Origin of the sequence: Mesorhizobium sp. M8A.F.Ca.ET.202.01.1.1, from assembly GCF_004791595.1 — a bacterium.
Classification (GTDB): Bacteria; Pseudomonadota; Alphaproteobacteria; order Rhizobiales; family Rhizobiaceae; genus Mesorhizobium.
In genome coordinates, this window is the sequence record NZ_SRUN01000005.1 from 17413 (window position 1) to 41171 (window position 23759).

The following is a 23759-nucleotide window of genomic DNA, read 5'->3' on the forward strand; positions in this document are numbered from 1 at the left end:
CCTTCTCCCACAAGGGGAGAAGGGAAGATCAGGCGGCGCCTTGCCAAAAGCGACCACCCTGCTATTCTCTCAGCGAAAATAATTTTACACACAGGCAAACTAGTTTCTCGAACCGCAAGCTGAGATGAGCCAGTCGCCCTACCCCGCTGTCACTGCCGGACCGCCAAGGCCAAGTCTCATCCTGAGGCCCGGCCAGATCGCGCTGCCGGCGGGGATGGAACGCTACACGATCCAGGGCAATGGCGCGGTGCTGATCGAGGTCGAGGCGGGCGATACGGTCACGGTGCGCAACGTCGAGGGTGGTCAGGCCTGCGAGTTGCTGGCCTGGGATAAGTCGGGCGTCACCGACCCCGGCATTCTCGGCGAGAAATCCAACAGCAATGCCGCCGGCATCAAGGCGTTGCTCGCAGAGGGCGATGACAGCATCGCATCGCTGCGCCGCGGCCTTGAGCGCCGGCAGGTACAACTCGATCAGCCCAGAGCGGTGCGCGTGTTCGGCGGCGCCACGCCGGCCGGCACCGAGCAGAGCTTTTCGGTCCAGCGCGACGGCGCGCTGCTGATCGCGGCGCCTGGCGGGCCTATGCTGGTCGACGGCCACAACACGGCGACGACGCTGACCGTGATCGTGCGCCGCGCCACCATCCGGCTGAAGACGAGAGGGCAGCTTGCCGATCCGCTCGCCGATCCGGTGCTCGATCTCAGGGTGCATTCGGCAACCGCCGAATCCTATTTCGTCAAGGCCGGCGACTATCTGCAGATCATCGATGTCGACGGCCGCCAGTGCACCGACTTCCAATGCTTCTCGGCGCGCAAGCTCGACAAGGGCCTCGACCATCCGCTCGACGTCACGACGACGCGCACGCTGATGGGCGCGAGCTATCCGATGCCCGGCCTGCATTCGAAATATTACGACCAGGACATGGAGCCGCTGGTCGAGGTGGTGCAGGACATGTGCGGCCGGCACGACGCCTTCGCGCTCGCCTGTGCGGCGAAGTATTACGACGACATCGGCTATCCCGGCCACACCAACTGCTCGGAGAATTTCAACCGCGCGCTCACCGGCAAGGGCGTCAATCCCCGCGCCGGCTGGATGGCGATCAACTTCTTCTTCAACACGGCGATTGACGCCCATGGCGTCATGGTGTCGGACGAGCCATGGTCGCGCGCCGGCGACTATGTCCTTCTCAGGGCGCTGACCGACATCGTCTGCGTTTCCTCAGCCTGTCCCGACGACACGACACCGGCCAATGGCTGGGACCTGACCGACATCCACGTGCGGACCTATTCCGGCCAGCACAAATTCTCGCGAGCGATCGCCAGACGCATGACGCCCGATTCGGAACCGAAAATGACCCGCGAGACAGCCTTTCACCAGAGCTTTGCCAAGCACACGCGCGACTTCGTCGAGTACAGGGGCTATTGGCTGGCCAATTCCTTCGCCAAAGAAGGGGCCATCGCCGAATACTGGGCCTGCCGGCAGGACGCGGTAATCATGGACCTGTCGCCGCTGCGCAAATTCGAGGTCACGGGCCCGGATGCCGAAGCGCTGCTGCAATACACGCTGACGCGCGACGTCAAGAAACTCGGCGTCGGCCAGGTCGTCTACTCCGCCATGTGCTACGAGCATGGCGGCATGATCGACGACGGCACGCTGCTCAGGCTCGGCAAGGACAATTTCCGCTGGGTCGGCGGCGACGACCTGTCCGGCGAATGGCTGCGCGAGACGGTGACAAAGCTCGGCCTCAACGTGCTGGTGCGCTCGTCCACCGACCAGATGCACAACATCGCTGTGCAAGGGCCAAAGAGCCGCGACATCCTGAAACAGGTGATCTGGACCTCGCCGCTGCAGCCCTCGATCGAGGAACTCGAATGGTTCCGCTTCGCCGTCGCCAGGATCGGTGGCGGCAATGGCATTCCCATCGTCGTCTCGCGCACCGGCTATACCGGCGAACTCGGCTACGAGGTCTGGTGCCATCCGCGCGACGCCGAAAAGGTGTTCGACGCCATCTGGGAAGCCGGCCAGCCGCACGGTCTGAAGCCGATGGGCCTGCAGGCACTCGACATGGTGCGCATCGAGGCCGGGCTGATCTTCGCCGGTTACGAATTTTCCGACCAGACCGATCCGTTCGAGGCCGGTATCGGCTTTACCGTGCCGCTGAAGAGCAAGACCGACGATTTCATCGGCCGCGAGGCGCTGATCCGGCGCAAGGACCATGCGCAGACCAAGCTGGTCGGCCTCGAGATCGACGCCAATGTCGCCGTCGGCCATGGCGACTGCGTCCATGTCGGCCGCGCCCAGATCGGCGTCGTCACCTCGGGCATGCGCTCGCCGGTGCTGAACAAGAACCTCGCGCTGGCGCGTCTCGACGTCACTCATGCCGCCATCGGCACGGAGGTCGAGATCGGCAAACTCGACGGCCATGCCAAGCGGCTGCCGGCCCGGGTCGTCGCCTTTGCCCACTACGATCCGCAAAAGACCAAACCACGCTCCTGACCTGCCCTTTTTGGGTTCGCAAAGCGCCCGCCGGCCACCCCGCCGGACGCTTTGTCATCAGCGCGCGCAAGCGTGATGTGCACGGTTTCACAAATCGCTTGACGTGACGGCGCGCCGGATCAATCTTCACTCTTAAGAAAAAAATACGACTGAGTGGAAACACTGCGGCCGGAACGGTCATTAGCCGGGGAGCAAGCTTCGCGTAGCCGAGGCATCGCTGGCGGGGAACATCGAAAAAGGGGAACTCATCGACATGAGCACGATAAGTACGGTCCTGGACCAGCCTGCCGAAAGCAAGCTGCTCAGGCATATCGACTGGCGCGGCGCCTTCTGGGTGGCGAGCGGCGTTCCGGCGCTGGTCCTGTTCTCGATCGGCGGCATTGCCGGCACGACGGGAAAGCTGGCCTTCCTGATCTGGACGGTGTCCATGATCATGGGCTTCCTGCAGTCCTTCACCTATGCCGAGATCGCCGGCCTGTTTCCGAACAAGTCCGGCGGCGCCTCGATCTACGGCGCCACGGCGTGGCTGCGCTATTCCAAGTTCATCGCGCCGCTGTCGGTGTGGTGCAACTGGTTCGCCTGGTCGCCGGTGCTGTCGCTCGGCTGCTCGATCGCGGCTGCCTATATCCTCAACGCGCTGGCGCCGGTGCCGATCTTCACCGACACCTCGCCCGAGGTGGTGGCCTACATCGCCGCGCATGCCGGAACGGTTCCCGCAGACGCCATCACCGCGGTGACCGCCGCCGCGACTCCGGCCATCCGTAACTGGACGCTGTGGAGCCACACGCTGGGCCCGGTCTCGTTCACGCTCAACGCCACTTTTTTCATCGGCGCGGTGCTGATGCTGATCATTTTCTCGATCCAGCATCGCGGCATCCTGGGCACCGCCAGCGTGCAGAAATATATCGGCCTGCTGGTCATCATCCCGATGCTGATTGTCGGCGTTGTGCCGATCTTCACCGGTCAGATCGACTGGGCGAACTTCTCGCCGCTGGTGCCGCTGGCGGCTGCCTACGCACCCGAGCCCGGCTCCTGGAACATCGCCGGCTGGACATTGGCGCTCGGCGGCATGTTCATCGCCGCCTGGTCGACCTATGGGTTTGAGACGGCCGTCTGCTACACGTCGGAGTTCAAGAACCCCGGCACCGATACGTTCAAGGCCATCTTCTATTCCGGCCTGCTCTGCATGCTTTTGTTCATCCTGGTGCCCTTCACCTTCCAGGGCGTGCTGGGCCTGAACGGCATGCTGGCAACGCCGATCGTCGACGGCTCAGGCGTGGCCGACGCGCTGGCCGGCATGGTCGGCGGCGGCAAGATTATCCACAGCCTGCTTGTCATGCTGATGATCCTGGCGCTGGTGCTGTGCATCATGACGGCGATGGCCGGCTCCTCGCGCACGCTCTACCAGGGCTCGGTCGACGGCTGGCTGCCGCGCTATCTCAGCCACGTCAACGAACACGGCGCGCCGACGCGGGCCATGTGGACTGACCTCTGCTTCAACCTGGCGGTTCTGGCGATCGCCTCGGCCGACGCGACGAGCTTCTTCTTCATCCTCGCCGTGTCGAACTGCGGCTACATCATCTTCAACTTCCTCAACCTCAATGCCGGCTGGATCCACCGCATCGACAACGGCCATATCGTACGGCCGTGGAAGGCGCCTAGCTGGCTCTTGGGGATCGGGGCGATCTTCGCCTATGTCAACGCCATCTTCATGGGCGCAGGCGCCAAGGTGTGGAACCCGATGGCCCTGTGGGCCGGCCTGATCACCGCGGCGCTGATCATCCCGGTGTTCTGCTTCCGCCACTACATCCAGGACAAGGGCAAATTCCCGGACCACATGCTGGCCGACCTCGGCATGGCGGGAGCCGACCTCTCGGTCAAGAAGGCGGGCATGCTGCCCTATCTGACGCTGGTCGCCGGCGTGGCGGTCATGCTCATCGCCAATTGGGTATTCGTCATCTGATGATCTGACCGCGGCCCAAGCCACTGCATCAAGGAAAACCGGCCGGTCGCAAATCGACCGGCCGGTTTTTTTCTTATTCCGCCGCCAAAGCCAATTGCGGCCGTTCGATGCCTTCGATCTCTCCTGGCTCAGGGGCCTGCTCGTCGGTCTTCACCTTCTTCGGCTCGCGGCCGAAGAAGAGCGCATAGCCCGCCGGCAGCACCAGGATGGTGAGCACGGTCGCGACCAGAATGCCGCCCATCATGGCATAGGCGAGCGGCCCCCAGAACACGGCGCGCGAGATCGGGATCAGTGCCAGCACCGCGGTCATCGCCGTCAGTACGATCGGCCTGAAGCGGCGCACCGCCGAGCCGATGATCGCTTCGGAACGGTCCATGCCCCTGGCGATGTCCTGGTCGATCTGGTCGACCAGGATGATCGAGTTGCGCATGATGATGCCGAGCAGCGCGATAACGCCGAGGATGGCGACGAAGCCGAATGGCGCGCCGCTGATCAGCAGAGCGGCGGCAGCACCGATGATGCCGAGCGGGCCCGTCGCCAGCACCAGCATCGCCTTGCCGAAGTTCTGCAGCTGGATCATCAGCAGCACGACGATGACGGCCAGCATGATCGGCGCCTTGGCGGCAATCGAAGCCTGGCTTTCAGCCGAATCCTCGGCCCCGCCCTGAATCTCGATCTTGTAACCGGGCGCCAGGCCGTCGCGCAGACCCTGCATGTCCTTGTACATCTTGGTGACGACGTCGTTGGACTGCACGCCGTCGGGCAATGTGGCGCGCACCGAGATGGTCGGCAGGCGGTCGCGGCGCCACTCTATGCCTTGCTCCAGCACAGGCATGACCTTGGCGACCTGCGACAGCGGAACGAAGCCGCCGAAATCGGTCGGGATATAGACCGAGTCGACCGAGGACAGCAGGCTGCGGCTGGCATCCGGCTCGCGGGCGACGATGGACACCGTCTCCTCGCCGTCACGGAAATCGTCGAGCGGCGCGCCGGACATCGCGGCCTGCAGCATCTGGCGGATGCGCTGCGAGGTGACGCCGAGCGCACGGGCGCGATCCTGATCGATGACCAGCTTCATCGCCGGCACCGGCTCCAGCCAGTCGTCATGGACGGCGCCAAGCAGCGGATCCTCGCGGAACTTCGCCTTCACCTGGTCGGCGATGCGGCGCACCTCCTGACGATCCGGACCCATGACGCGCATCTGCACGGGCCAGCCGGTCGGCGGTCCGAGGAACAGGCGGTCGACCTTGGCACGGATCGACGGGAAATCCTGCGCCAGAACCGTGCGCAGCTTGACGATCAGCCGCTCGCGGGCCGGCTCGTCATTGGCCATGACAAGCATCTGGGCGAAATTCGGGTTGCGCAGTTGCTGGTCGAGCGGCAGGAAGAAGCGCGGGGCGCCCTCGCCGATATAGGTGGCGATGAAACGCTTGTCCTTGTCGTCCATCATCTTGGCTTCCAGGGCCTTGGCCTGCGTCTCGACTTCCTTGATCGAGGTGCCTTCCGGCAGCCAGAGGTCGACGAGGATTTCGGGCCGCGACGATTGCGGGAAGAAGTTCTGCGGAATGAACTGGAAGGCCCACAAGCTGGTGCCGAAAGTCACCAGCGTCATCACCAGCACGATGATGCGGTGACGCACCGCCCAGCCGACGGTCGAGCGAAGCCGGCGATAGAAACGCGTGTCGAAGGCGTCGTGGTGGGTGCCGGCATGCTTGCGCTGCTTGAGGATCATATGCCCCAGCCACGGCGTGAAATAGACCGCCACGAACCACGACACGATCAGCGCGATGCCGACGACATAGAACAGGGTGCGCACATATTCGCCAGCCGTCGAGGCGGCGAAGCCGACCGGGATGAAGCCGGCGGTGGTGATCAGCGTGCCGGTCAGCATCGGGAAGGCGGTCGAGGAATAGGCAAAGCTCGCCGCCTCGATCTTGACCAACCCCTCCTCGAGCTTCCGCTCCATCATCTCGACGACGATCATGGCGTCGTCGACGAGCAAGCCGAGCGCGATGATCAGCGCGCCCAGCGAAATGCGCTGCAGGTCGATGCCGATTTCATACATGATGGCGAATGTGGCGGCGAGCACCAGCGGTATGGCGATGGCGATCACCAGGCCCGAGCGCCAGCCGATCGACAGGAACGAGACGACGAGCACGATCAGCAGCGCCTCGCCGAGCGCATGCATGAATTCGGCGACCGCGTCCGTGACGACGCCCGGCTGGTCGGAAATCTGGTCGACCGAAACGCCATAGGGCAGCGCTTCCTCGAAGTGCTTGTAGGTCGCCTCGACATCCTTGCCGACATCGGTGACTTTAAAACCCTTGGCCATGACGACGCCAAGCTGCACGCTGTCGTGACCATTGAAGCGGTATTTGCGCTGGAAGGGATCTTCCAGCCCCGAAGTGACGGTGGCGATGTCGCCCAGTCGGGTCACCTGGCCGCCGGCGCGCAGGCGCAATTCCCTGATGTCGGCGGCCTTGGCGACGTCGCCTTCGACGGAGATGCGCACCGAATTGACGCCGGTATCGACGGAGCCGGCTGGATCGACGTTGTTCTGGCCCTTGATCGCGTTCTGCAGGTCGGTCAGCGTCAGGCCGCGTTCGGCCAGCGCCTTGGACGAGACGTCGATATAGAGTTTTTCCGGCTGGTCGCCGATGATGACGGCCTTTTCGACGCCTGATGTCGTCAACAGCATGTCGCGCGCCTGGATGGCGAACTTCTTCAGCTCCGGATAGGAGAAGCCGTCGCCGCTGATCGAATGCAGCGTGATGAAGGTGTCGCCGAACTCGTCGTTGAAATAGGGGCCGAGCAGGCCCTGCGGCAGGTCGCCCTGGATATCGCCGACCTTCTTGCGCACCTGATAGAAGGCATCCGTCACTTCAGCGGCGTTGGTGTCGCCCTTGATCTGGACGGTGATGATGGCGCTGCCGGCGCGGGTGAAGGAGCGCACGAAGTCGAGATGCGGCGTCTCCTGCAATTTGCGCTCGATCTTGTTGACGACCTGGTCTTCCATCTCCTGGATCGAGGAGCCCGGCCAGATCGCCTGCACGACCATGACGCGGAAGGTGAAATCGGGATCCTCCTTCTGGCCCATGCGCATCAGGCCGAGCGCGCCGGCGATGATGATCAGCCCGAACAGGAAGCGCGCAATGGAGGGATGGCCAATTGCCCAACGAGAGAGATTGAAGGGCCGCTTTTCTTCAGTGGAGGTCGTCATCGGTGCTGGTCCACTTTGCTTGGTTGCCGGCGCCCTTGTGCTTCGAGGAAGGTGCTTCGAAGAAGCGCGGCGCGCGAAACGAAATCATCTGCGTTCGATACTGGTTTCCGGGCGGCGTCGCTCTTCGAGCGGAGAGACACTCATCGCGGTGGGACGCGAGGATCGATGCGGGGGTACATCGGCCTTGACGTCTCGACCTTCGGGCACGCCGCCCGGAAACCTGCGGCCGCGGGAACGCGCGGCCGATCTGTCTGTCGTCAGCGCAGCTTGCTGGCGTCCTCGCCTTCGGCCGAGGCGGACTGCTGTGTGACGCCGCCGGCGAGTTTCACCTTCAGGTCCTCGGTCATGAACTGCGTACCGGCGGCGACCACGATATCGCCCGGTTTCAATCCCTCCGCCACGCGCACGCCGTCGGCGGCGAACTCGGCGACCTTGACTGGACGGGCATGAACCGTGTCGGCGCCGCGATCGACCGTCCAGACGATCGACTGGCTGTCTTTCTCGGCGAGCGCGCTCAGCGGGATAGAGACGAGCTGCTTTTCGTTGGCTGCCGACGCCTCGATATTGGCGGTCATGCCGAGCAGCACGCGCGGGTCGTTGGGCAGGCTGACGCGGACGGCAAAGGTGCGCGACTGCGGATCGGCGCTGCCGGCGACCTCGCGGACCTTGCCGTCGAGCGCCAGAGCGGCATCGGACCAGAAGCCCGCCTTGACGTCCTTGCCCGGCTTGAACTGCGCGATCTCCATTTCCGGAACCGCGATCAGCACTTCCTTTTCGCCATCGACCGCGACGGTGATCACCGGCGTGCCCGAGCCAACCACCTGGCCGACATCGGCGTTGACCGCCGTGACGATGCCGTCCCTGTCGGCCTTGAGGTCGGTATAGCCGACCTGGTTCCTGGCCTGGGCAAGCGTCGAGCGGGCGGAGTCGCGCGTGGCGACGGCCTGGTCAAAGGTCAGCGTCGCCTGTTCGAGCTGCGATTTCGGCGCGAAGTTCTTGGCGAAAAGCTGCTCGGCGCGCTTGCGGGCGAGTTCGACGGTCTCGACCTGACGTTCTGAGGCATCCAGCGCGGCCTGCGCGCTCTTGACCGACAGGTCATAGTCTGAGGGATCGATGCGGGCGAGCACATCGCCAGGCGCCACGTGCTGGCCGATGTCGACGAGACGCTCGGTGATCTTGCCGTTGACCCGGAACCCCAGTGTGCTCTCGGTGCGGGCGCGCACCGATCCGGAATAGGACAGCGTGCGGGTGTCATGCGCCTTCGCGATCTCGACGACCTTGACCGGGCGGATGATGTCCTTCACCTCCGCCTTTTCCTGCGAGCAGCCGGCAAGCCCAAGCGATGCGATGATCAGGCCGGCGGCTGGCAGCTTGCGAAGGATGGAACTGGGCAAAAACATCTTGATACTCCCGACTGGAGGCGGACTGTCGACACCGGCACCGGCTGGCGGCGGCTATTTCAAGGCTCTGATGGCGTAATCGATGAGCTCGTCGGGCATCGCCCGATTGGTCTTGGCGAGGCACTGCGCCACCATCTGCGGATGGCACAGGATGACGGTGGCGGCACCGAAACAGCGCGATGCGGTCACCGGGTCCTGTTTCCTGAACTCGCCGGCCTCGATGCCCTCGCGGATTACCTCGGCGAAGAGATCGTGGATGCTGTCGACATGCTTGTCGATGACGCCCCAGTCGCGCTCGAGGGCGACGATGACCATCTCGTGGACCTTCTGGTCGTCGAGCATGACCTCCATCGTCATCTTGTACTGCGCATGCACGTAACGCCGCAGCCGCTCCTCGGCGCTGATCGGCAGGTGCATGATCTCGTAGGCCATCTTGTAGCTGGCGCCGAGCATCCGGCCACAGACGGCCTGGTGGATTTCGACCTTGGAGGCAAAGAAACGATAGATGTTGGCCGGCGACATGCCGAGTTCGCGGGCAATGTCGGCGACATTGGTCTTGCCGTAGCCATAGTGCCGGAACAGGCGCTCGGCGCAATCGAGAATGCGCGTCACATTTTCCTGGCGGGCGACGTCGGCGACGATGTTGGCGGCTTCGGACATAGCTCTCTGTCAAATAACGAGTGACGAATTTCGATTTTCATCACTCGTAAATCGAAAGGGGCACTCTGTCAACACGGATTCGACGTACGCGTACGATAGGTGACAAATGGTGACATCCCATAGACGTCACAAGACGCCCCCAGGATGCGGGCCTCTGAAAATAATTCTCTCGAAAAGGCCCACGGAGGGCTTCAGGCGACCTTGGCCATTTCCCGCAGCCGGAATTTCTGGATCTTGCCGGTCGAGGTCTTCGGTATTTCGGCGAAGATCACCGCCTTTGGCACCTTGAAGCGGGCGAGCAACACCCGGCAGTGCTCTATCATCTCGGCCTCGCTCGCCTCCTTGCCCGGCTTCAGCTCGACATAGGCGACAGGCACCTCGCCCCACTTGTCGTCATGGCGTGCGACGACGCCGCAGGAGGCGACGGCGGGATGCTTGTAGAGCGCGTCCTCGACCTCGATCGAGGAAATGTTCTCGCCACCGGAGATGATGATGTCCTTGGAGCGGTCCTTGAGCTGGATGTAGCCGTCTGGGTGCATGACCCCGAGATCGCCCGAGTGGAACCAGCCGCCGGCGAAAGCCTCGTCCGTTGCCTTGCGGTTCTTCAGGTAACCCTTCATGACGATGTTGCCGCGGAACATGACCTCGCCGATGGTTTCGCCGTCGGCGGGCGTTTCGGCCATGGTTTCGGGATCCATCACCGTCAGGCCTTCGAGCGCGGCATAGCGCACGCCCTGCCGTGCCTTCTTGCCCGCCCTCGCCCCTTTGTCGAGTGCGTCCCAGCCATTATGCCATTCGTTGACGACAGCCGGACCGTAGGTCTCGGTCAACCCGTAGAGATGGGTGACGGCGAAGCCGGCATCGGCCATGCCCGACAGCACGGCTTCGGGCGGCGGCGCGGCAGCCGTGTTGAAGGTGACCGTCTGCGCAAACGCGCGCTTGTCCTCATCCCTGGCGTTGATCAGCACCGACATGACGACCGGCGCCCCGCACAGATGCGTGACGCCATGGTCGGCAATGGCGTCGTAGATCGGCTTCGGCCGCACCCAGCGCAGGCAGACATGCGTGCCGGCCTGGACGGCCAGCGTCCAGGGAAAACACCAGCCATTGCAGTGGAACATCGGCAAGGTCCAGAGATAGACGGCGTGCTTCGCCATGCCGGCATGGATGGTGTTGGTGTAGGCCATCAGGGCAGCACCACGGTGGTGATAGACGACGCCCTTGGGATTGCCTGTCGTGCCCGACGTGTAGTTGAGCGAGATGGCATCCCATTCGTCGTCGGGCATCGACCAGGCGAACTCCTCGTCGCCATTGGCGACAAAGGCCTCGTAGTCCACCGTGCCGACCCGCTCGCCTTTCGGGTGGGGCGCATCAGCGGCGTAATCGGGATCGTCGTAGTCGATGACCAGCGGCTTGACCTTGGCCAGACCGAGCGCTTCTCGCACGACCCCGGAAAACTCGCGGTCGACGATCAGCACCTTGGTCTCGGCGTGGTCGAGCTGGAAGGCGATGACCGCGGCATCGAGGCGCGTGTTGAGCGAATGCAGCACGGCCTTGGTCATTGGCACGCCGAAATGCGCCTCCAGCATCGGCGGCGTGTTCGACAGCATGACCGTCACCGTATCGCCCTTGCCGATGCCGTGCCTGTGCAGCGCCGAGGCGAGCTTCAGGGAGCGGCGCCAGAAGGCGCGGTAGCTGATGCGCTGCCTGCCGTGAATGATGGCAATATGGTCGGGATAGGTTTTAGCCGCGCGCTCCAGATAGGTGAGCGGCGTCAACGGCTGGTGGTTGGCGGCGTTCCTGTCGAGATCCTGTTCGTAGGGATTGGCCATCCCATCCTCCCCAAAGTCTTTTCGAGCTTTCTAACCCCAGGTTCGTCGTCACGCTATCCCCCTGGATGGCTGAAAATGCTATGCTGCGGCGACTTGCTGGAATGGTGATCTCCATCGAGCCGCGGCGGCAGAAGATCGCTTCCTGTCGATCCAAATTTGACTTTTGTCGAGAGCCGTGACTATTGTCAGCCAAGGAGGTGGCATGGCGATCCGACCGGCAGAACAGCTCATTCACAAGGCGGCCTGGCTTTACTATGCCCATGGGCTTCGGCAGGACGAAGTGGCCAATCAGCTCAACATTTCGCGCGCCTCCGTCGCCATGTATCTGCGCAAGGCGCGCGAGACTGGCATCGTCAACATCTCGACCTCGACGCAGCTCTTCACCGACGACGTCATGGCGCGCAGGCTGGAAGACGCCCTGAAGCTCGACGCCGTCTGGATCGCGCCTGAAAACGCCTATCTCGCCGACCCGTCGACCGATATCGCGGTGCTGGCGGCAAGCGTGTTCCTGGAACTCGTCAGGAAAGGCGACCGCATCGGCGTTGCCTGGGGCCGCACCGTCTACACCATCGCCGACATCATGTCCTATGCCGACCTGCAGGACGTCACCGTGGTGCAGCTCTGCGGCAATCTCGGCGCGCCCTACTCCTACCGGCCCGACCAGTGCACGATGGAAATCGCGCGCCGGCTCAACGCCAAGGGCCTCAACTTCTACGCACCCCTGGTGCTGTCGACCGAGGCACTGGCGCAAGGCCTGCGCGCCGAGCCGGTGATCCGCGACCAGCTTGCTGGGATCAGCGACTGCGATCTTGCGCTCTACTCCATCGGCGCGGTCGATGCCGACAGCCATCTGGTGAAGTGTGGCGCGCTGACGGCAGCCGAGATGGCGGCACTGCGCAAGGAAGGTGCGGCCGGTGTCATCGCCGGGCAGATCATCGATGCCGGTGGCGAGTTGCTCGACTGCAGCTACAACCGGCGGGTCATCTCGGCGGGGCTTGCTTCGCTGCGCGTCATCGGGAAACGGCTCATGGTCGTGCAGGAGGACAGCAAGTTCGAGCCGCTGCTCGCGGCCATCGCCGGCGGCCTCTGCACGCATCTGGTTGTCGGCGCGCATATGGCGCAGCGGCTGCTCGATCATGCCGGAACGTCAGCAGAAAAGGCATCCTGAAAATAAACCCTTTGCCGACGCATTGTCATCAAGGCGTCGCGGCATTCCTGTTTCACCACCTAAAGACAGCAACTGGACGAAGCGAACATGAAGAACCTGTGGAACGACGACGCGGCCGAAAAACTCGTTGCCGACTATGCGAAGAAGGGCGTCGGCCGCGATCTCGCCTTGCGTGTCTACACGACGCGGCTTCTAGGCGGCGTGCCACAGCTGGTCCTGCATGGCGGCGGCAACACCTCCTGCAAGATCAAGGCGACCGACCTCGTCGGCGACGAGTGGGACGTGCTGTGCGTCAAGGGCAGCGGCTGGGACATGGCCGTCATCGAGCCGCAGGGCCTGCCCGCCGTCAAGATGGGCGCGCTGCTCAAGGCGCGCAAGCTGGACAGGCTTTCCGACGAGGACATGGTCGCGCTGCAGCGGGCAAACCTGATCGACCCCGCCTCGCCCAACCCCTCGGTCGAGACGCTGCTGCATGCCTTCCTGCCGCACAAGTTCGTCGATCACACCCACTCGACCGCCATCCTGGCCATTGTCGACCAGGAAGACAGCAAGCCGCTGGTGGCAAAGGTGTTCGGAGCAAAAATGGGCTACGTGCCCTACATCATGCCGGGCTTCGATCTCGCCAAAGCGGCGGCCGATGTCTTCGACGCCGACCCAACGGTAGAAGGCCTGATCCTCGACAAGCACGGCATCTTCACCTTCGGCGACGATGCCAGGCAGGCCTACGACCGGATGATCCACTATGTGAACGTCGCCGAAGACTATGTGGCCAAGCATGCCAAGCCCAAGGTGGCAAAGGCAGCATTGCCGGCAAGGCTGGCGACGCCGGCTTCCATCGCGCCCATGCTGCGCGGCGCGGTCGCGGCGCCACGCGGCGAAGGCCGCTTCGACCGCATGATCAGCGACTTCCGCACCTCCGACGCGATCGTCGACTTCATCAATTCGGCTGACATTGCCGACTATGCCGGGCGTGGCGTGTCGACGCCGGATCTGTCGATCCGCATCAAGACCGGACCGATGGCCGTGCCGGCGCCCGATGCCGACAAGGCCGACGACTACAAGGCCGTCATCAAGAGCCATGTCGACGCCTTCGTCAGCGATTACCGCGCCTATTTCGAGACCAATGACGCGCTCGACGACGTCAAGCGCACCATGCTCGATCCCATGCCGCGACTGACGCTGGTGCCGGGGCTCGGCATGTTCGGTCATGGCCGCACGCTGAAGGATGCCAGGATCGCATCGGACGTCGGCGAGATGTGGATCGAGGCCGTGCGCGGCGCCGAGGCGGTCGGGCGTTTCCACCCGTTGTCCAAGGCGGACCTGTTCCCGCTCGAATACTGGTCGCTGGAACAGGCCAAGCTCGCCTCCAACAAGCCGAAGCCGTTGACCGGACAGGTGGTGCTGATCACCGGCGGCGCCGGCGCGATTGGTGCGGCGACCGCCAAGCTGTTCGCCGACAATGGCGCTCATGCCGTCGTCGTCGATCTCGACGCCGAAAAGGCCACCAATGCCGCCAAAAAAGCCGGCAACAATTCGATCGGTGTTGGCGCCGACATCACCGACCCGGCCCAGATGCGTGCCGCCTTCGACAAGGCGGTCGCCGTCTTCGGCGGCGTCGACATATTGGTGTCCAATGCGGGTGCCGCTTGGGAAGGCCGCATCGGCGAGCTTGACGATGCGCTGCTGCGCAAGAGCTTCGAGCTCAATTTCTTCGCCCACCAGTCGGCGGCGCAGAACGCCGTGCGCATCATGCTGGAACAGGGCACCGGCGGCGCGCTGTTGTTCAACACCTCCAAGCAGGCGGTCAATCCGGGCCCGAAATTCGGCGCTTATGGCGTGCCGAAAGCGGCGACGCTGTTCCTGTCCAGGCAATACGCGCTCGACTACGGCGCCCATGGCATCCGTTCTAATGCCGTCAATGCCGACCGCATCCGCTCCGGCCTTTTGACCGACGCCATGATCGCCAGCCGCTCGGGCGCGCGCGGCGTGTCCGAGAAGGAATACATGTCCGGCAATCTGCTCGGCCAGGAGGTGACGGCGCAGGACGTGGCCCAAGCCTTCCTGCACCACGCTCTGGCCGACCGCACGACCGCCGATGTGACGACGGTCGACGGCGGCAATATCGCCGCGGCGCTGCGCTAGGCATCTCCCGACAGGCAACAAAAAGGGCGGCTCACGGGCCGCCCTTTTCCGTCCTGTACTGGCGAGCCTTACTTCGCGTTCGGGTTCGGCATCCAGGCGGGCATGGCGACGTCGGCATGGGCGAACTGTGGCAGCTTGGCCGACAGGTCTTCCATGTTCTTGATGTCCTTGTCGATCAGCTCCTTCTGCGTGATCAGCGTCGGCGGCACGATGACGTTGTGGCCGGGATCTTCGCCGGCGAGCAGTTGCGCCAGCGCGCGCACCGAGACCTGGCCGACGACGGCCGGGTTGGTCGCCGCGGTCGCGGCCCAGGCACTGTCGGGCTCACGCATCGCAGCGATGTCGGACGTCGAAATGTCGGCCGAATAGATCTTGATCTTCTTGTTCAGGCCCGCTTCGTCGACGGCGATCTTCACGCCCTTGGCGAATTCGTCATAGGGGGCGAACATCACGTTGATGTCGGGGTGCGCCGACAGCACCGAGCGCGCCTGGTTGGCGACGGAGTTGGCGATCGGGTTGTCGAGCGTGCCGAACATGGCGGCCTCCTTGATGCCGGCATATTTCTTCTTCACGTCGACCCAGGTTTCGTTACGGCGGTCGAGCGGCGCAATGCCGGCGACATAGACATAGCCGGCATTCCAGCTTTCGCCATTGTCCTTGACCGCCTGCTCGAGCGCCAGCCGCGCCAGGTCCTTGTCCGACTGTTCGACTTGCGGGATCTTGGGGTTTTCGACATTGACGTCGAAAGCCACCACCTTGATGCCGGCGTCGACGGCACGCTGGGCGGCGTCCTTCATCGATTCCGTCAGGCCGTGCTGGATGATGATGCCCTGCACGCCGAGCGCGATGGCCTGATCAACCATGTCGGACTGAAGCGCGGCGTCCTGGCGGCTGTCGAGCACGCGAAGGTCGATGCCAAGCGCCTTCGACTGCGCCTCGACGCCCGAGAGATAGGCCTGGAAGAAGTCGCCGGTCGAGAGATAACGCACCAGCGCGATCTTGACGCCGGGCTTGTCGAACGGCGCCGGCTTGTCCGCGGCAAATGCCCCCTGCATCAGCATGGTTGCGCCGGCCAGCCCGAGCGCCACTTTCCCCAGAACTCTTCTTGTGATGTTCACCTTGTTTTCCTCCACTTCTGTTGAACCCAAAATCCTGTCCGGCCGAATGCTAGCCCCTGCCCCTGCCCGAAAGGGCAAAGGTGAAGACAAGGGCGACGACCAGAACCACGCCCTTGACGAAATCCTGCGTGTAGTAGGGCGCGTTCATCATCGTCAGGCCTTGCAGCAAGATGCCGACGAACAGCGCGCCGATGGCGGTGCCGAAGGCGTTCGGCTTGGCGGCGCCGAGCACCGCGTAGCCGATCAGCGCCGCGGCAACCGCATCGAGCAGCAGATTATTACCCGAGGCGATGTCGCCGCGTCCAAGCCGGGCGGCGAGCAAAATGCCCCCGATCGAGGCAAAAACTCCTGAAATAACGTAGGCCCAGATCTTGTATGCCTTGACAGGCGCGCCGGCGAGTTCGGCGGCGCGCTCATTGGAGCCGACCGCATACATCATACGACCGAAGCGGGTGTATTCGAGGAAGAACCAGATCAACACCGCCAGCACCAGAAGCACGACGACCGACACCGGAATGAGGTTTGGGATGAAGAAATCGAAGCGGTGGCGGCCGAGCGCCAGGAAGGCATCGGAGAATTTGCCGTTGGCGACCGAGCCGTCGGGCATGGTCATGCCCGTGGCGATCGAGCGGCCCTCGGTCGGGATGCGCTGCAGGCCGACCAGCAGGAACATCATGCCGAGCGTCGCCAAGAGGTCCGGCACGCGCATGTAGACGATCAGCCAGCCATTGATCAGGCCGACAAGGGCGCCGATCAACAGGCAGACGATGACCGCCACGACGGCGTTCTGTTCCAGTACCACCATGACATAGGCCGCCGCCATCATGGCCGAGGTCGCGACCGAGCCGATCGACAGGTCGAAGCCGCCGACCACCAGGGTGGCGGTAACGCCGAGCGCCAGCACGCCGGTGATGGCGACCGACTGGAAGATGAAGACGGCACTTTGCGGCGAGACGAACCCGTCGGCGGCGATCGCGAAATAGGCGACCAATCCGAACAGCAGCACGATGAACCCATAGCGGATGGCATAGTCGCGCAGCGTCATTCGGCGCACCCCAGCGCCGCTGCCGTTTTTACCCAACTCCAACCCATGGTCTCTCCATTCCAATCCATTCACCGCCACCCTCAGGCAGCGCTGTGCAGCGGTCCGCCGGCGACCTCGGCCAAAAGGCGGTCGAGGTCGACATCGGCATTGCGGTGTTCGCCGACGATCGTATGCTCCGACATCACCAGGATGCGATCGGCCGTCTCCAGCGCTTCGTCGAGTTCGGTGACGAACAAGAGCGTGGCACGGCCATTGGTGCTTGCCCTCAGCTTGGCGGCGATGTCGCGCCTTGCCGAAATGTCGACGCCTTGGAACGGCTCATCGAGGATGAACAGCGCGGCATTCTGCGCCATCCAGCGGGCGACCATCACCTTTTGCTGGTTGCCGCCGGACAGCGCCGACATCTCGTCCTTCTCCGAGCGGCAGACGATGCCGAGTTGCTCGATCTGCCGGCGCGCGGTGGCGCGTTCGAGGCGGCGTTTGAGCACGCTGAAATTCGACATACGCTTCAGGAAAGGCAGGCTGACATTGCGCTCGATGTTGAAGCCACCGATGATGCCGCTGCTGGCGCGATCCTTGGCGACGAGAAACACGCCGGCGGCGATCGCGTCGCCCGCCGAGCGCGGCGCGTAAGGCTTGCCGTTCATCGTCATGGTGCCGGCGAGCGGCCGGCGCACACCGAACAACGTTTCGGCAAGAGCGGTCTTGCCGACGCCAACGAGGCCGGTGATGGCGACGACCTCGCCATCGCCAAGCGTCAGCGAGATCGGCCGGGCACCCTGCGCGATGCGCAGCCCCTCGATGGCCAGGACCGCCCTGGCCGAACTCCTGGCGACGATCTGGTCGAGATGGATCTTGCGGCCGAGCATGGCGTTGACCGCGCCTTCATAGTCGAGCGGCTTGGTGTCGAAGGCGCCCGAGACGACACCATCGCGCATCGAGACGATGCGGTCGGCGAGCCGCCTGATATCCGACATGCGGTGCGAGATATAGAGGATCGCCACGCCTTGCTCGCGCAGCCGGTCGACTAGCGCGAACAGCCTGTCGGCTTCGGCACTGGAGAGCGATGAGGTCGGCTCATCGAGGATCAGCACTTTCGGCTGGTGCGCCAGCGCTCGGGCAATCGCCACCATCTGGCGGTCGGCCAGCGACAGATCGCTGACGCGTGCCTTGAGATCGATGGCCAACCCCATGCGATCGGCGACCGCCTTGGCTTCGCGGCGCACGCGGACGGGGTTGAACAGGGTCGGCACGCCTTTGCCGCTCAGCCTGTCGAGCGTGAGATTGGTGGCGACATCGAGGTCGGCGACAACACCGTCATTGATGTTCTGGTGCACGGTGACGACGCCGGCGCGGATCGCTTCCGCCGGCGTGTTCGGTGCGAAGTCCTGGCCGGCGAGCGTCATGGTGCCGCCGCCACGCTCGTAGACGCCGCTGACGATCTTGACGAGGGTGGATTTGCCGGCGCCGTTGGCGCCCATCAGCACGGTCACTTCACCGGCATGAAGGTCCAGCGCGATGCCGCCAAGCACCTCGTTGCGGCCAAAGGATTTCCTCAGTCCCTCTACGCGGAACACGGCATTGCCGACCATGCGTTCCTCCCTGACGACGACGCTATGGTCAATATCGGCAATTGTCAACACGATTGACAATTGCCAGACAGCTTCCTAGCTTGGCCCCGCCGCCAAGGCTCCCTTATGATCGGAGCACACAGGCGGGAGGGACGAGGATGACTGGGAAATTGCCGTTCGAAGCATTGTCGGTGGAGACGCTCGCAACACGTCTCGGCACGAACGAAGCGCTGTGCGCGAAGATCGGCGGGGACGCCAGCGCCTGGAAAGTCCGCGAAGTCGGGGACGGCAATCTGAACCTGGTGTTCATCGTCGAAGGCGCCAGTGGCGGCGCCATCGTCAAGCAGGCCCTGCCCTATGTCCGCCTCGTCGGTGACAGCTGGCCGCTGCCCCTGAAGCGCTCCTTCTTCGAGTATCACGCGTTGACCCGGCAAGAGGCGCGTGCGCCGGGCTCGGTGCCGGCGATCTATTACTTCGACGAGACCCAGGCGCTGATCATCATGGAATATCTGTCGCCGCACATCATCCTGCGGCGGGCGCTGATCGAGGGCCGGCAGTTGCCGAACATTGCCCGGGATATCGGCCTGTTCATGGCCCGCACCCTGTTCCGCGGTTCCGACCTGTCGATGGCGACCAAAGAGCGCAAGGCCGACCTGGCGCTGTTCGCGGACAATGTCGAACTCTGCGACATCACCGAGAATCTCGTATTCTCAGACCCCTATTTCGACGCCAAGATGAACCGCCACACCAGCCCGCAGCTCGACGCGTTGGTTGCCGAGTTGCGGGCCGACCGCGACCTCAAGGTCGAGGCACAGCGGCTGAAGCATATCTTTGCCGCCAATGCCGAGACGCTTCTACATGGCGACCTGCATTCCGGCTCGATCATGGTCACCGACCAGGAAACGCGGATGATCGATCCGGAGTTCGCCTTCTACGGTCCGATGGCCTTCGATGTCGGCATGCTGCTCGCCAATTTCTGGATGTCCTTCTTCTCGCAACGCGGACATGAGCAGAAAGGCAAGCGCGATGCCATGCGCGCCTATCTGCTCGATGTCGTCGTCGAGACCTGGGCGGTGTTTCGCGCCGAGTTCTCGCATCTGTGGCGCACCGAGCGCACCGGCATGCTCTACCAGAAGACCCTGTTCGAGGATCAGGGCGACATACTCGCCGCCGAGCAGGCGCTCGACCATGTGCTGCACCAGATCTGGACCGATTTGCTCGGTTTTGCCGGCATCGAGGTGCACAGACGCATCCTCGGCCTCGCCCACAATGCCGACTTCGAGACCATTGCCGATGAAGACCTACGCGCCAGTTGTGAGGCGAAGGCGCTGAAATTCGGCCGCCACATCGCCGTCAACCGGCACCAGATTCACAGCATTGACGAGGTCAACAACCTGGCCGCGCTGATCGAACAGGAGAACAGCATTTGAACGTCGGCGACCGCCACTATCGGACCATCTGGCTCAGCGGCGACGGCCGCTCGGTGGAGATCATCGACCAGCGCTGGCTGCCGCATGAATTCCGCATCGAGAAGCTCGGCACGGTCGCCGGCGTCGCCACCGCGATCCGCGACATGTGGGTGCGCGGCGCACCGCTGATCGGAGTCACCGCGGCCTATGGCGTCGCCATGCAGATGACGGATGACGCATCCGACGAAGCGCTCGATGCCGTCTGGGAAACACTGCACGAGACACGACCGACGGCGATCAACCTGCGCTGGGCGCTGGACGAGATGCGGCGTTTCCTGCGGCCGTTGCCGCCAGAAAAACGCGCCACGGCCGCCTACCGGCGCGCCAGTGAAATCGCCGACGAGGACGTTGGGCTGAACCGCGCCATTGGCAAGAACGGCCTTGAAATCATCAAGGCGATCGCGGCGCGCAAACAGCCGGGCGAGACGGTCAATATCCTCACCCACTGCAATGCCGGCTGGCTGGCGACCGTCGACTACGGCACAGCCACTTCACCCATCTATCTCGCCGTCGAGGCCGGCATTCCAGTCCATGTCTATGTCGATGAAACACGCCCACGCAACCAGGGTGCCCAACTGACCGCCTGGGAGATGGCCGGCCACGGCGTGCCGCACACGCTGATCGTCGACAATGCCGGCGGCCATCTGATGCAGCGCGGCGCGATCGACATGGTCATCGTCGGCACCGACCGCACGACTGCCGATGGCGATGTCTGCAACAAGATCGGCACCTATCTGAAGGCGCTCGCCGCCGCCGACAATGACGTGCCGTTCTACGTCGCGCTGCCCTCTCCCACCATCGACTGGACAGTGGGCGACGGCCTCGCTGAAATCCCGATCGAGGAGCGCTCGGGCGACGAGGTGTCGCTGGTCTGGGGCAAAACCGCCAAGGGCGAGATCGCCCAGGTGCGTGTGTCGCCCGAAGCGACGCCGGCAAGGAACCCCGCCTTCGACGTGACGCCGGCACGGCTGGTGACCGGACTGATCACCGAGCGCGGCATCGCCAAGGCCTCGCGCGAAGGGCTGAGGGCGATGTTCCCCGAGCGGGGATAATCGGTTGCGCGAAGGCGCGCGTTCAGAACCAAACGTTCACGGTCCGGGCCGTGCCGCCTGGCGATCTCCAGCACGCTGACAAAGTGCGGTGAGCACCGCGGGCCGCCGCGAATAATGGCATCCATGGGCGTGTTTTGGCGGCCGGGGACCATGACGCTTCAGGCACTCCAATCGCGGGCAGGCTAATAAGGCACGTTGATCTTCAGCGGATCGACAAGCGCCGTCGCCACCTGTTCGCCAGCCTGCACGTCCCCATCATCACCACACATACAGACCGGCGGTCTGCCGTGGGGCGCGCGGGACATCGTCCAGGATATCGTTGCTCTCCTCGATCTGGCGATGCCGGGCTGGAAAGTGCCGTCGCGACGGGCCGCCTTCTACAGCACGCGACGGCGACGCGGTGAAATCCGATCCGGACGCCCGAGGCGGTCCGCCCGGAATGACAGACGGATGATGATTTCCTCTTGCCAAAACGTGGTAGAGTGATCATACCAGTATATAAGGCAACGATCGGCTAAGCCATCGTTCAAGACCAGGGAGCAAGGGCTAGATGACGACGATCGCGCTGTTCGGTGCCGGCGGCAAAATGGGATACCGCCTTTCGACCAATTTCCGCGGCTCGCCCTACACGATCCGCCATGTCGAGGTCAGCGAGGCTGGGCGTGAGCGGCTGAAGACCGGACTGGGCTTCGATACGGTCAGCGCCGACGAGGCGCTGAAAGGCGCCGACGTGGTGATCCTGGCCGTGCCGGACACTCATATCGGCAAGGTCGCGGCCGGCATCGAGAGCAAGCTTGCGCCGGGCACGATGGTGATCGTGCTCGATGCCGCAGCACCCTTCGCCGGCCATTTGCCCGATCGTCCCGACCTGACCTACTTCGTCACCCATCCCTGCCATCCGCCGATCTTCAACGACGAGACCGACATGGCGGCCAAGAAGGACTATTTCGGCGGCGTCAAGGCAAAGCAGCACATGGTCAGCGCGCTGATGCAGGGACCGGAAGCCGACTATGCCAAGGGCGAGGCCATCGCCAAGATCATCTGGGCGCCGGTGATGCGCTCGCACCGCGTTTCCGTCGAACAGATGGCGCTGCTCGAGCCAGGCCTTTCGGAAACCGTGTGCGCCTCGCTGCTGGTCGTCATGAAGGAAGCGGTCGACGAGGTCGTGGCGCGCGGCGTCGACCAGCAGGCGGCGCTCGATTTCCTGCTTGGCCACATGAACGTGCTCGGCGCCGTCATCTTCGGTGAGACCCAGGGCGTGTTCTCCGATGCATGCAACAAGGCGATCGAGTTCGGCAAGCCGGTGCTGATGCGCGACGACTGGAAGCGCGTCTTCGAGCCGGAAGAGATCGCGGCCAGCATCCAGCGGATTACCTGAACGAGTCATCAGGTACATGTCACCTGAATTTGTGGTTGACTCATCATACCAGTTGGCTAAATTGTTGCTAGCTCGGATCGGGCACGCTTCGCTGGGAGTTCGAGCCGGGACGAGTGGAGGATGGCGGGGAACGGGAGCGCGGATCGGCTCTGAAGAAGCCGATCGACGGCTTGAGCCGAAGTGGTCCGCATTCTCCGCGGCCTGACGAATTCAGATGCAGTCGCCTCGACGACCGAGGCACAGATTTTTCAAAGGGAGGACTTCATGAAACTGACACGCAGAATGACGCTTGCCGCCTTCGCAGGTGTGCTGGCAATCGGCACGGCGATGCCCGCCTACGCGGCCGACCTCATCGCCATCATCACCCCATCGCACGACAATCCGTTCTTCAAGGCGGAAGCCGTCGGCGCCGAAGCCAAGGCCAAGGAACTCGGCTACGAGGCGCTGGTGCTGGTGCATGACGACGACGCCAACAAGCAGTCCCAACTGATCGACACCGCGATCGGCCGCGGCGCCAAGGCGATCATCCTCGACAATGCCGGTGCCGACGCGACCGTCGCCGCTGTGCAGAAGGCCAAGGACGCCGGCATTCCCTCCTTCCTGATCGACCGCGAGATCAACGCCACCGGCGTCGCCGTGGCGCAGATCGTCTCTAACAATTACCAGGGCGCGCAGCTCGGCGCGCAGGAGTTCGTCAAGCTAATGGGCGAGAAGGGCAATTTCGTCGAGCTGGTCGGCAAGGAATCCGACACCAATGCCGGCATCCGCTCCAAGGGCTATCATGATGTCATCGACGACTATCCGGACCTGAAGATGGTCGCGCAGCAGTCGGCCAACTGGAGCCAGACCGAGGCCTATTCCAAGATGGAATCGATCCTCCAGGCCAATCCCGACATCAAGGGCGTCATCTCCGGCAACGACACGATGGCGATGGGCGCCTATGCGGCGCTCGCGGCCGCGAACCGCAAGGATGTCATCGTCGTCGGCTTCGACGGTTCGAACGACGTGCGCGATTCCATCACCTCCGGCGGCATCAAGGCGACCGTGCTGCAGCCGGCCTACGCCCAGGCGCAGATGGCGGTCGAACAGGCCAGCGACTTCATCAAGAACAAGAAGTCGCCCGAGAAGGAAAAGCAGTTGATGGACTGCGTGCTCATCAACGGCGACAATGCCGCCAAGCTCGAAACCTTCGCGCTGAAGAACTGAGCCGGCGCGCTATAATTGCGAGGGGCGGACCCAGGTTCGCC

At 63.7% G+C, this 23759-nt stretch carries 15 protein-coding genes; 8 read left to right on the top strand and 7 right to left on the bottom strand.

Going from position 1 to position 23759, the window contains the following annotated elements:
• Positions 1-124 precede the first annotated feature (124 nt).
• Positions 125-2494: an aminomethyltransferase family protein gene (locus EN845_RS13150; protein ID WP_127870642.1), complete on the top strand. Its 2370-nt coding sequence runs from the start codon at positions 125-127 to the stop codon at positions 2492-2494.
• Between the two features lie 253 nt (positions 2495-2747).
• Positions 2748-4457 carry an APC family permease gene (locus EN845_RS13155; RefSeq protein WP_127277896.1) on the top strand — a complete coding sequence of 570 codons (1710 nt, stop codon included), beginning with the start codon at positions 2748-2750 and terminating at the stop codon, positions 4455-4457.
• Between the two features lie 73 nt (positions 4458-4530).
• Here EN845_RS13155 and EN845_RS13160 read toward each other — a convergent pair whose 3' ends face one another.
• The 4 genes from EN845_RS13160 to EN845_RS13175 all read right to left on the bottom strand — a co-directional run bounded on the left by EN845_RS13160 (position 4531) and on the right by EN845_RS13175 (position 11569).
• Positions 4531-7677, bottom strand: a complete 3147-nt coding sequence (locus tag EN845_RS13160) for an efflux RND transporter permease subunit (protein WP_127870641.1) — start codon at positions 7675-7677, stop codon at positions 4531-4533.
• A gap of 257 nt (positions 7678-7934) precedes the next feature.
• Entirely contained in the window at positions 7935-9077 is a 1143-nt protein-coding gene (locus EN845_RS13165; protein ID WP_127870640.1) for an efflux RND transporter periplasmic adaptor subunit, read from the bottom strand.
• 54 nt (positions 9078-9131) lie between these two features.
• Positions 9132-9737 (bottom strand): TetR family transcriptional regulator, encoded by a 606-nt coding sequence (locus EN845_RS13170; RefSeq protein ID WP_127277604.1) that lies wholly within the window; start codon positions 9735-9737, stop codon positions 9132-9134.
• Positions 9738-9928: 191 nt separating this feature from the next.
• Complete coding sequence (locus tag EN845_RS13175; RefSeq protein WP_127870639.1) at positions 9929-11569, bottom strand: acyl-CoA synthetase; 1641 nt, start codon at positions 11567-11569, stop codon at positions 9929-9931.
• 202 nt (positions 11570-11771) lie between these two features.
• On the opposite strand from EN845_RS13175, the gene EN845_RS13180 reads away from it, so the two are divergent.
• Both EN845_RS13180 and EN845_RS13185 read left to right on the top strand, forming a co-directional pair.
• A complete protein-coding gene (locus EN845_RS13180) occupies positions 11772-12737 on the top strand; it encodes a sugar-binding transcriptional regulator (protein WP_127870638.1) in 966 nt (321 codons plus the stop codon).
• 87 nt (positions 12738-12824) lie between these two features.
• The gene (locus EN845_RS13185; RefSeq protein ID WP_127870637.1) at positions 12825-14879 is read left to right on the top strand and encodes a bifunctional aldolase/short-chain dehydrogenase; all 2055 of its coding nucleotides are present in this window, start codon (positions 12825-12827) and stop codon (positions 14877-14879) included.
• A 68-nt stretch (positions 14880-14947) separates the two neighbouring features.
• On the opposite strand, the gene EN845_RS13190 is transcribed toward EN845_RS13185, so the two are convergent.
• The 3 genes from EN845_RS13190 to EN845_RS13200 form a co-directional block, all read right to left on the bottom strand.
• Positions 14948-15997 carry a substrate-binding domain-containing protein gene (locus EN845_RS13190; RefSeq protein WP_127277596.1) on the bottom strand — a complete coding sequence of 350 codons (1050 nt, stop codon included), beginning with the start codon at positions 15995-15997 and terminating at the stop codon, positions 14948-14950.
• A 49-nt stretch (positions 15998-16046) separates the two neighbouring features.
• A complete protein-coding gene (locus EN845_RS13195) occupies positions 16047-17042 on the bottom strand; it encodes an ABC transporter permease (protein WP_127277593.1) in 996 nt (331 codons plus the stop codon).
• A gap of 80 nt (positions 17043-17122) precedes the next feature.
• Positions 17123-18634, bottom strand: coding sequence for a sugar ABC transporter ATP-binding protein (locus EN845_RS13200; protein WP_127870671.1), 1512 nt, complete (start codon positions 18632-18634; stop codon positions 17123-17125).
• 137 nt (positions 18635-18771) lie between these two features.
• Between EN845_RS13200 and mtnK the strand changes: the two genes are divergently transcribed.
• From mtnK to EN845_RS13220, 4 genes are all read left to right on the top strand, one after another.
• Complete coding sequence (gene mtnK, locus EN845_RS13205) at positions 18772-20043, top strand: S-methyl-5-thioribose kinase (protein ID WP_127870636.1); 1272 nt, start codon at positions 18772-18774, stop codon at positions 20041-20043.
• Complete coding sequence (gene mtnA, locus EN845_RS13210; protein ID WP_127277213.1) at positions 20040-21134, top strand: S-methyl-5-thioribose-1-phosphate isomerase; 1095 nt, start codon at positions 20040-20042, stop codon at positions 21132-21134. The genes mtnK and mtnA overlap by 4 nt, the downstream gene beginning before the upstream one ends.
• 550 nt (positions 21135-21684) lie before the next feature.
• Positions 21685-22512: a phosphogluconate dehydrogenase C-terminal domain-containing protein gene (locus EN845_RS13215; RefSeq protein WP_127277215.1), complete on the top strand. Its 828-nt coding sequence runs from the start codon at positions 21685-21687 to the stop codon at positions 22510-22512.
• 264 nt (positions 22513-22776) lie between these two features.
• On the top strand, positions 22777-23718 hold the full coding sequence (locus tag EN845_RS13220; protein WP_127277218.1) for a D-ribose ABC transporter substrate-binding protein: 942 nt from the start codon (positions 22777-22779) through the stop codon (positions 23716-23718).
• The last annotated feature ends 41 nt before the right edge of the window (positions 23719-23759 follow it).

What these genes read in the sequence shown, in the direction of transcription:
- EN845_RS13165 (WP_127870640.1), bottom strand. Translation starts at nt 9,077, where the DNA reads ATGTTTTTGCCCAGTTCCATCCTTCGCAAGCTGCCAGCCGCCGGCCTG.
- EN845_RS13175 (WP_127870639.1), bottom strand. Translation starts at nt 11,569, where the DNA reads ATGGCCAATCCCTACGAACAGGATCTCGACAGGAACGCCGCCAACCAC.
- EN845_RS13170 (WP_127277604.1), bottom strand. Translation starts at nt 9,737, where the DNA reads ATGTCCGAAGCCGCCAACATCGTCGCCGACGTCGCCCGCCAGGAAAAT.
- mtnK (WP_127870636.1), top strand. Translation starts at nt 18,772, where the DNA reads ATGACTGGGAAATTGCCGTTCGAAGCATTGTCGGTGGAGACGCTCGCA.
- EN845_RS13220 (WP_127277218.1), top strand. Translation starts at nt 22,777, where the DNA reads ATGAAACTGACACGCAGAATGACGCTTGCCGCCTTCGCAGGTGTGCTG.
- EN845_RS13160 (WP_127870641.1), bottom strand. Translation starts at nt 7,677, where the DNA reads ATGACGACCTCCACTGAAGAAAAGCGGCCCTTCAATCTCTCTCGTTGG.
- EN845_RS13185 (WP_127870637.1), top strand. Translation starts at nt 12,825, where the DNA reads ATGAAGAACCTGTGGAACGACGACGCGGCCGAAAAACTCGTTGCCGAC.
- EN845_RS13150 (WP_127870642.1), top strand. Translation starts at nt 125, where the DNA reads ATGAGCCAGTCGCCCTACCCCGCTGTCACTGCCGGACCGCCAAGGCCA.
- EN845_RS13180 (WP_127870638.1), top strand. Translation starts at nt 11,772, where the DNA reads ATGGCGATCCGACCGGCAGAACAGCTCATTCACAAGGCGGCCTGGCTT.
- EN845_RS13195 (WP_127277593.1), bottom strand. Translation starts at nt 17,042, where the DNA reads ATGACGCTGCGCGACTATGCCATCCGCTATGGGTTCATCGTGCTGCTG.
- EN845_RS13155 (WP_127277896.1), top strand. Translation starts at nt 2,748, where the DNA reads ATGAGCACGATAAGTACGGTCCTGGACCAGCCTGCCGAAAGCAAGCTG.
- EN845_RS13200 (WP_127870671.1), bottom strand. Translation starts at nt 18,634, where the DNA reads ATGGTCGGCAATGCCGTGTTCCGCGTAGAGGGACTGAGGAAATCCTTT.
- EN845_RS13215 (WP_127277215.1), top strand. Translation starts at nt 21,685, where the DNA reads ATGACGACGATCGCGCTGTTCGGTGCCGGCGGCAAAATGGGATACCGC.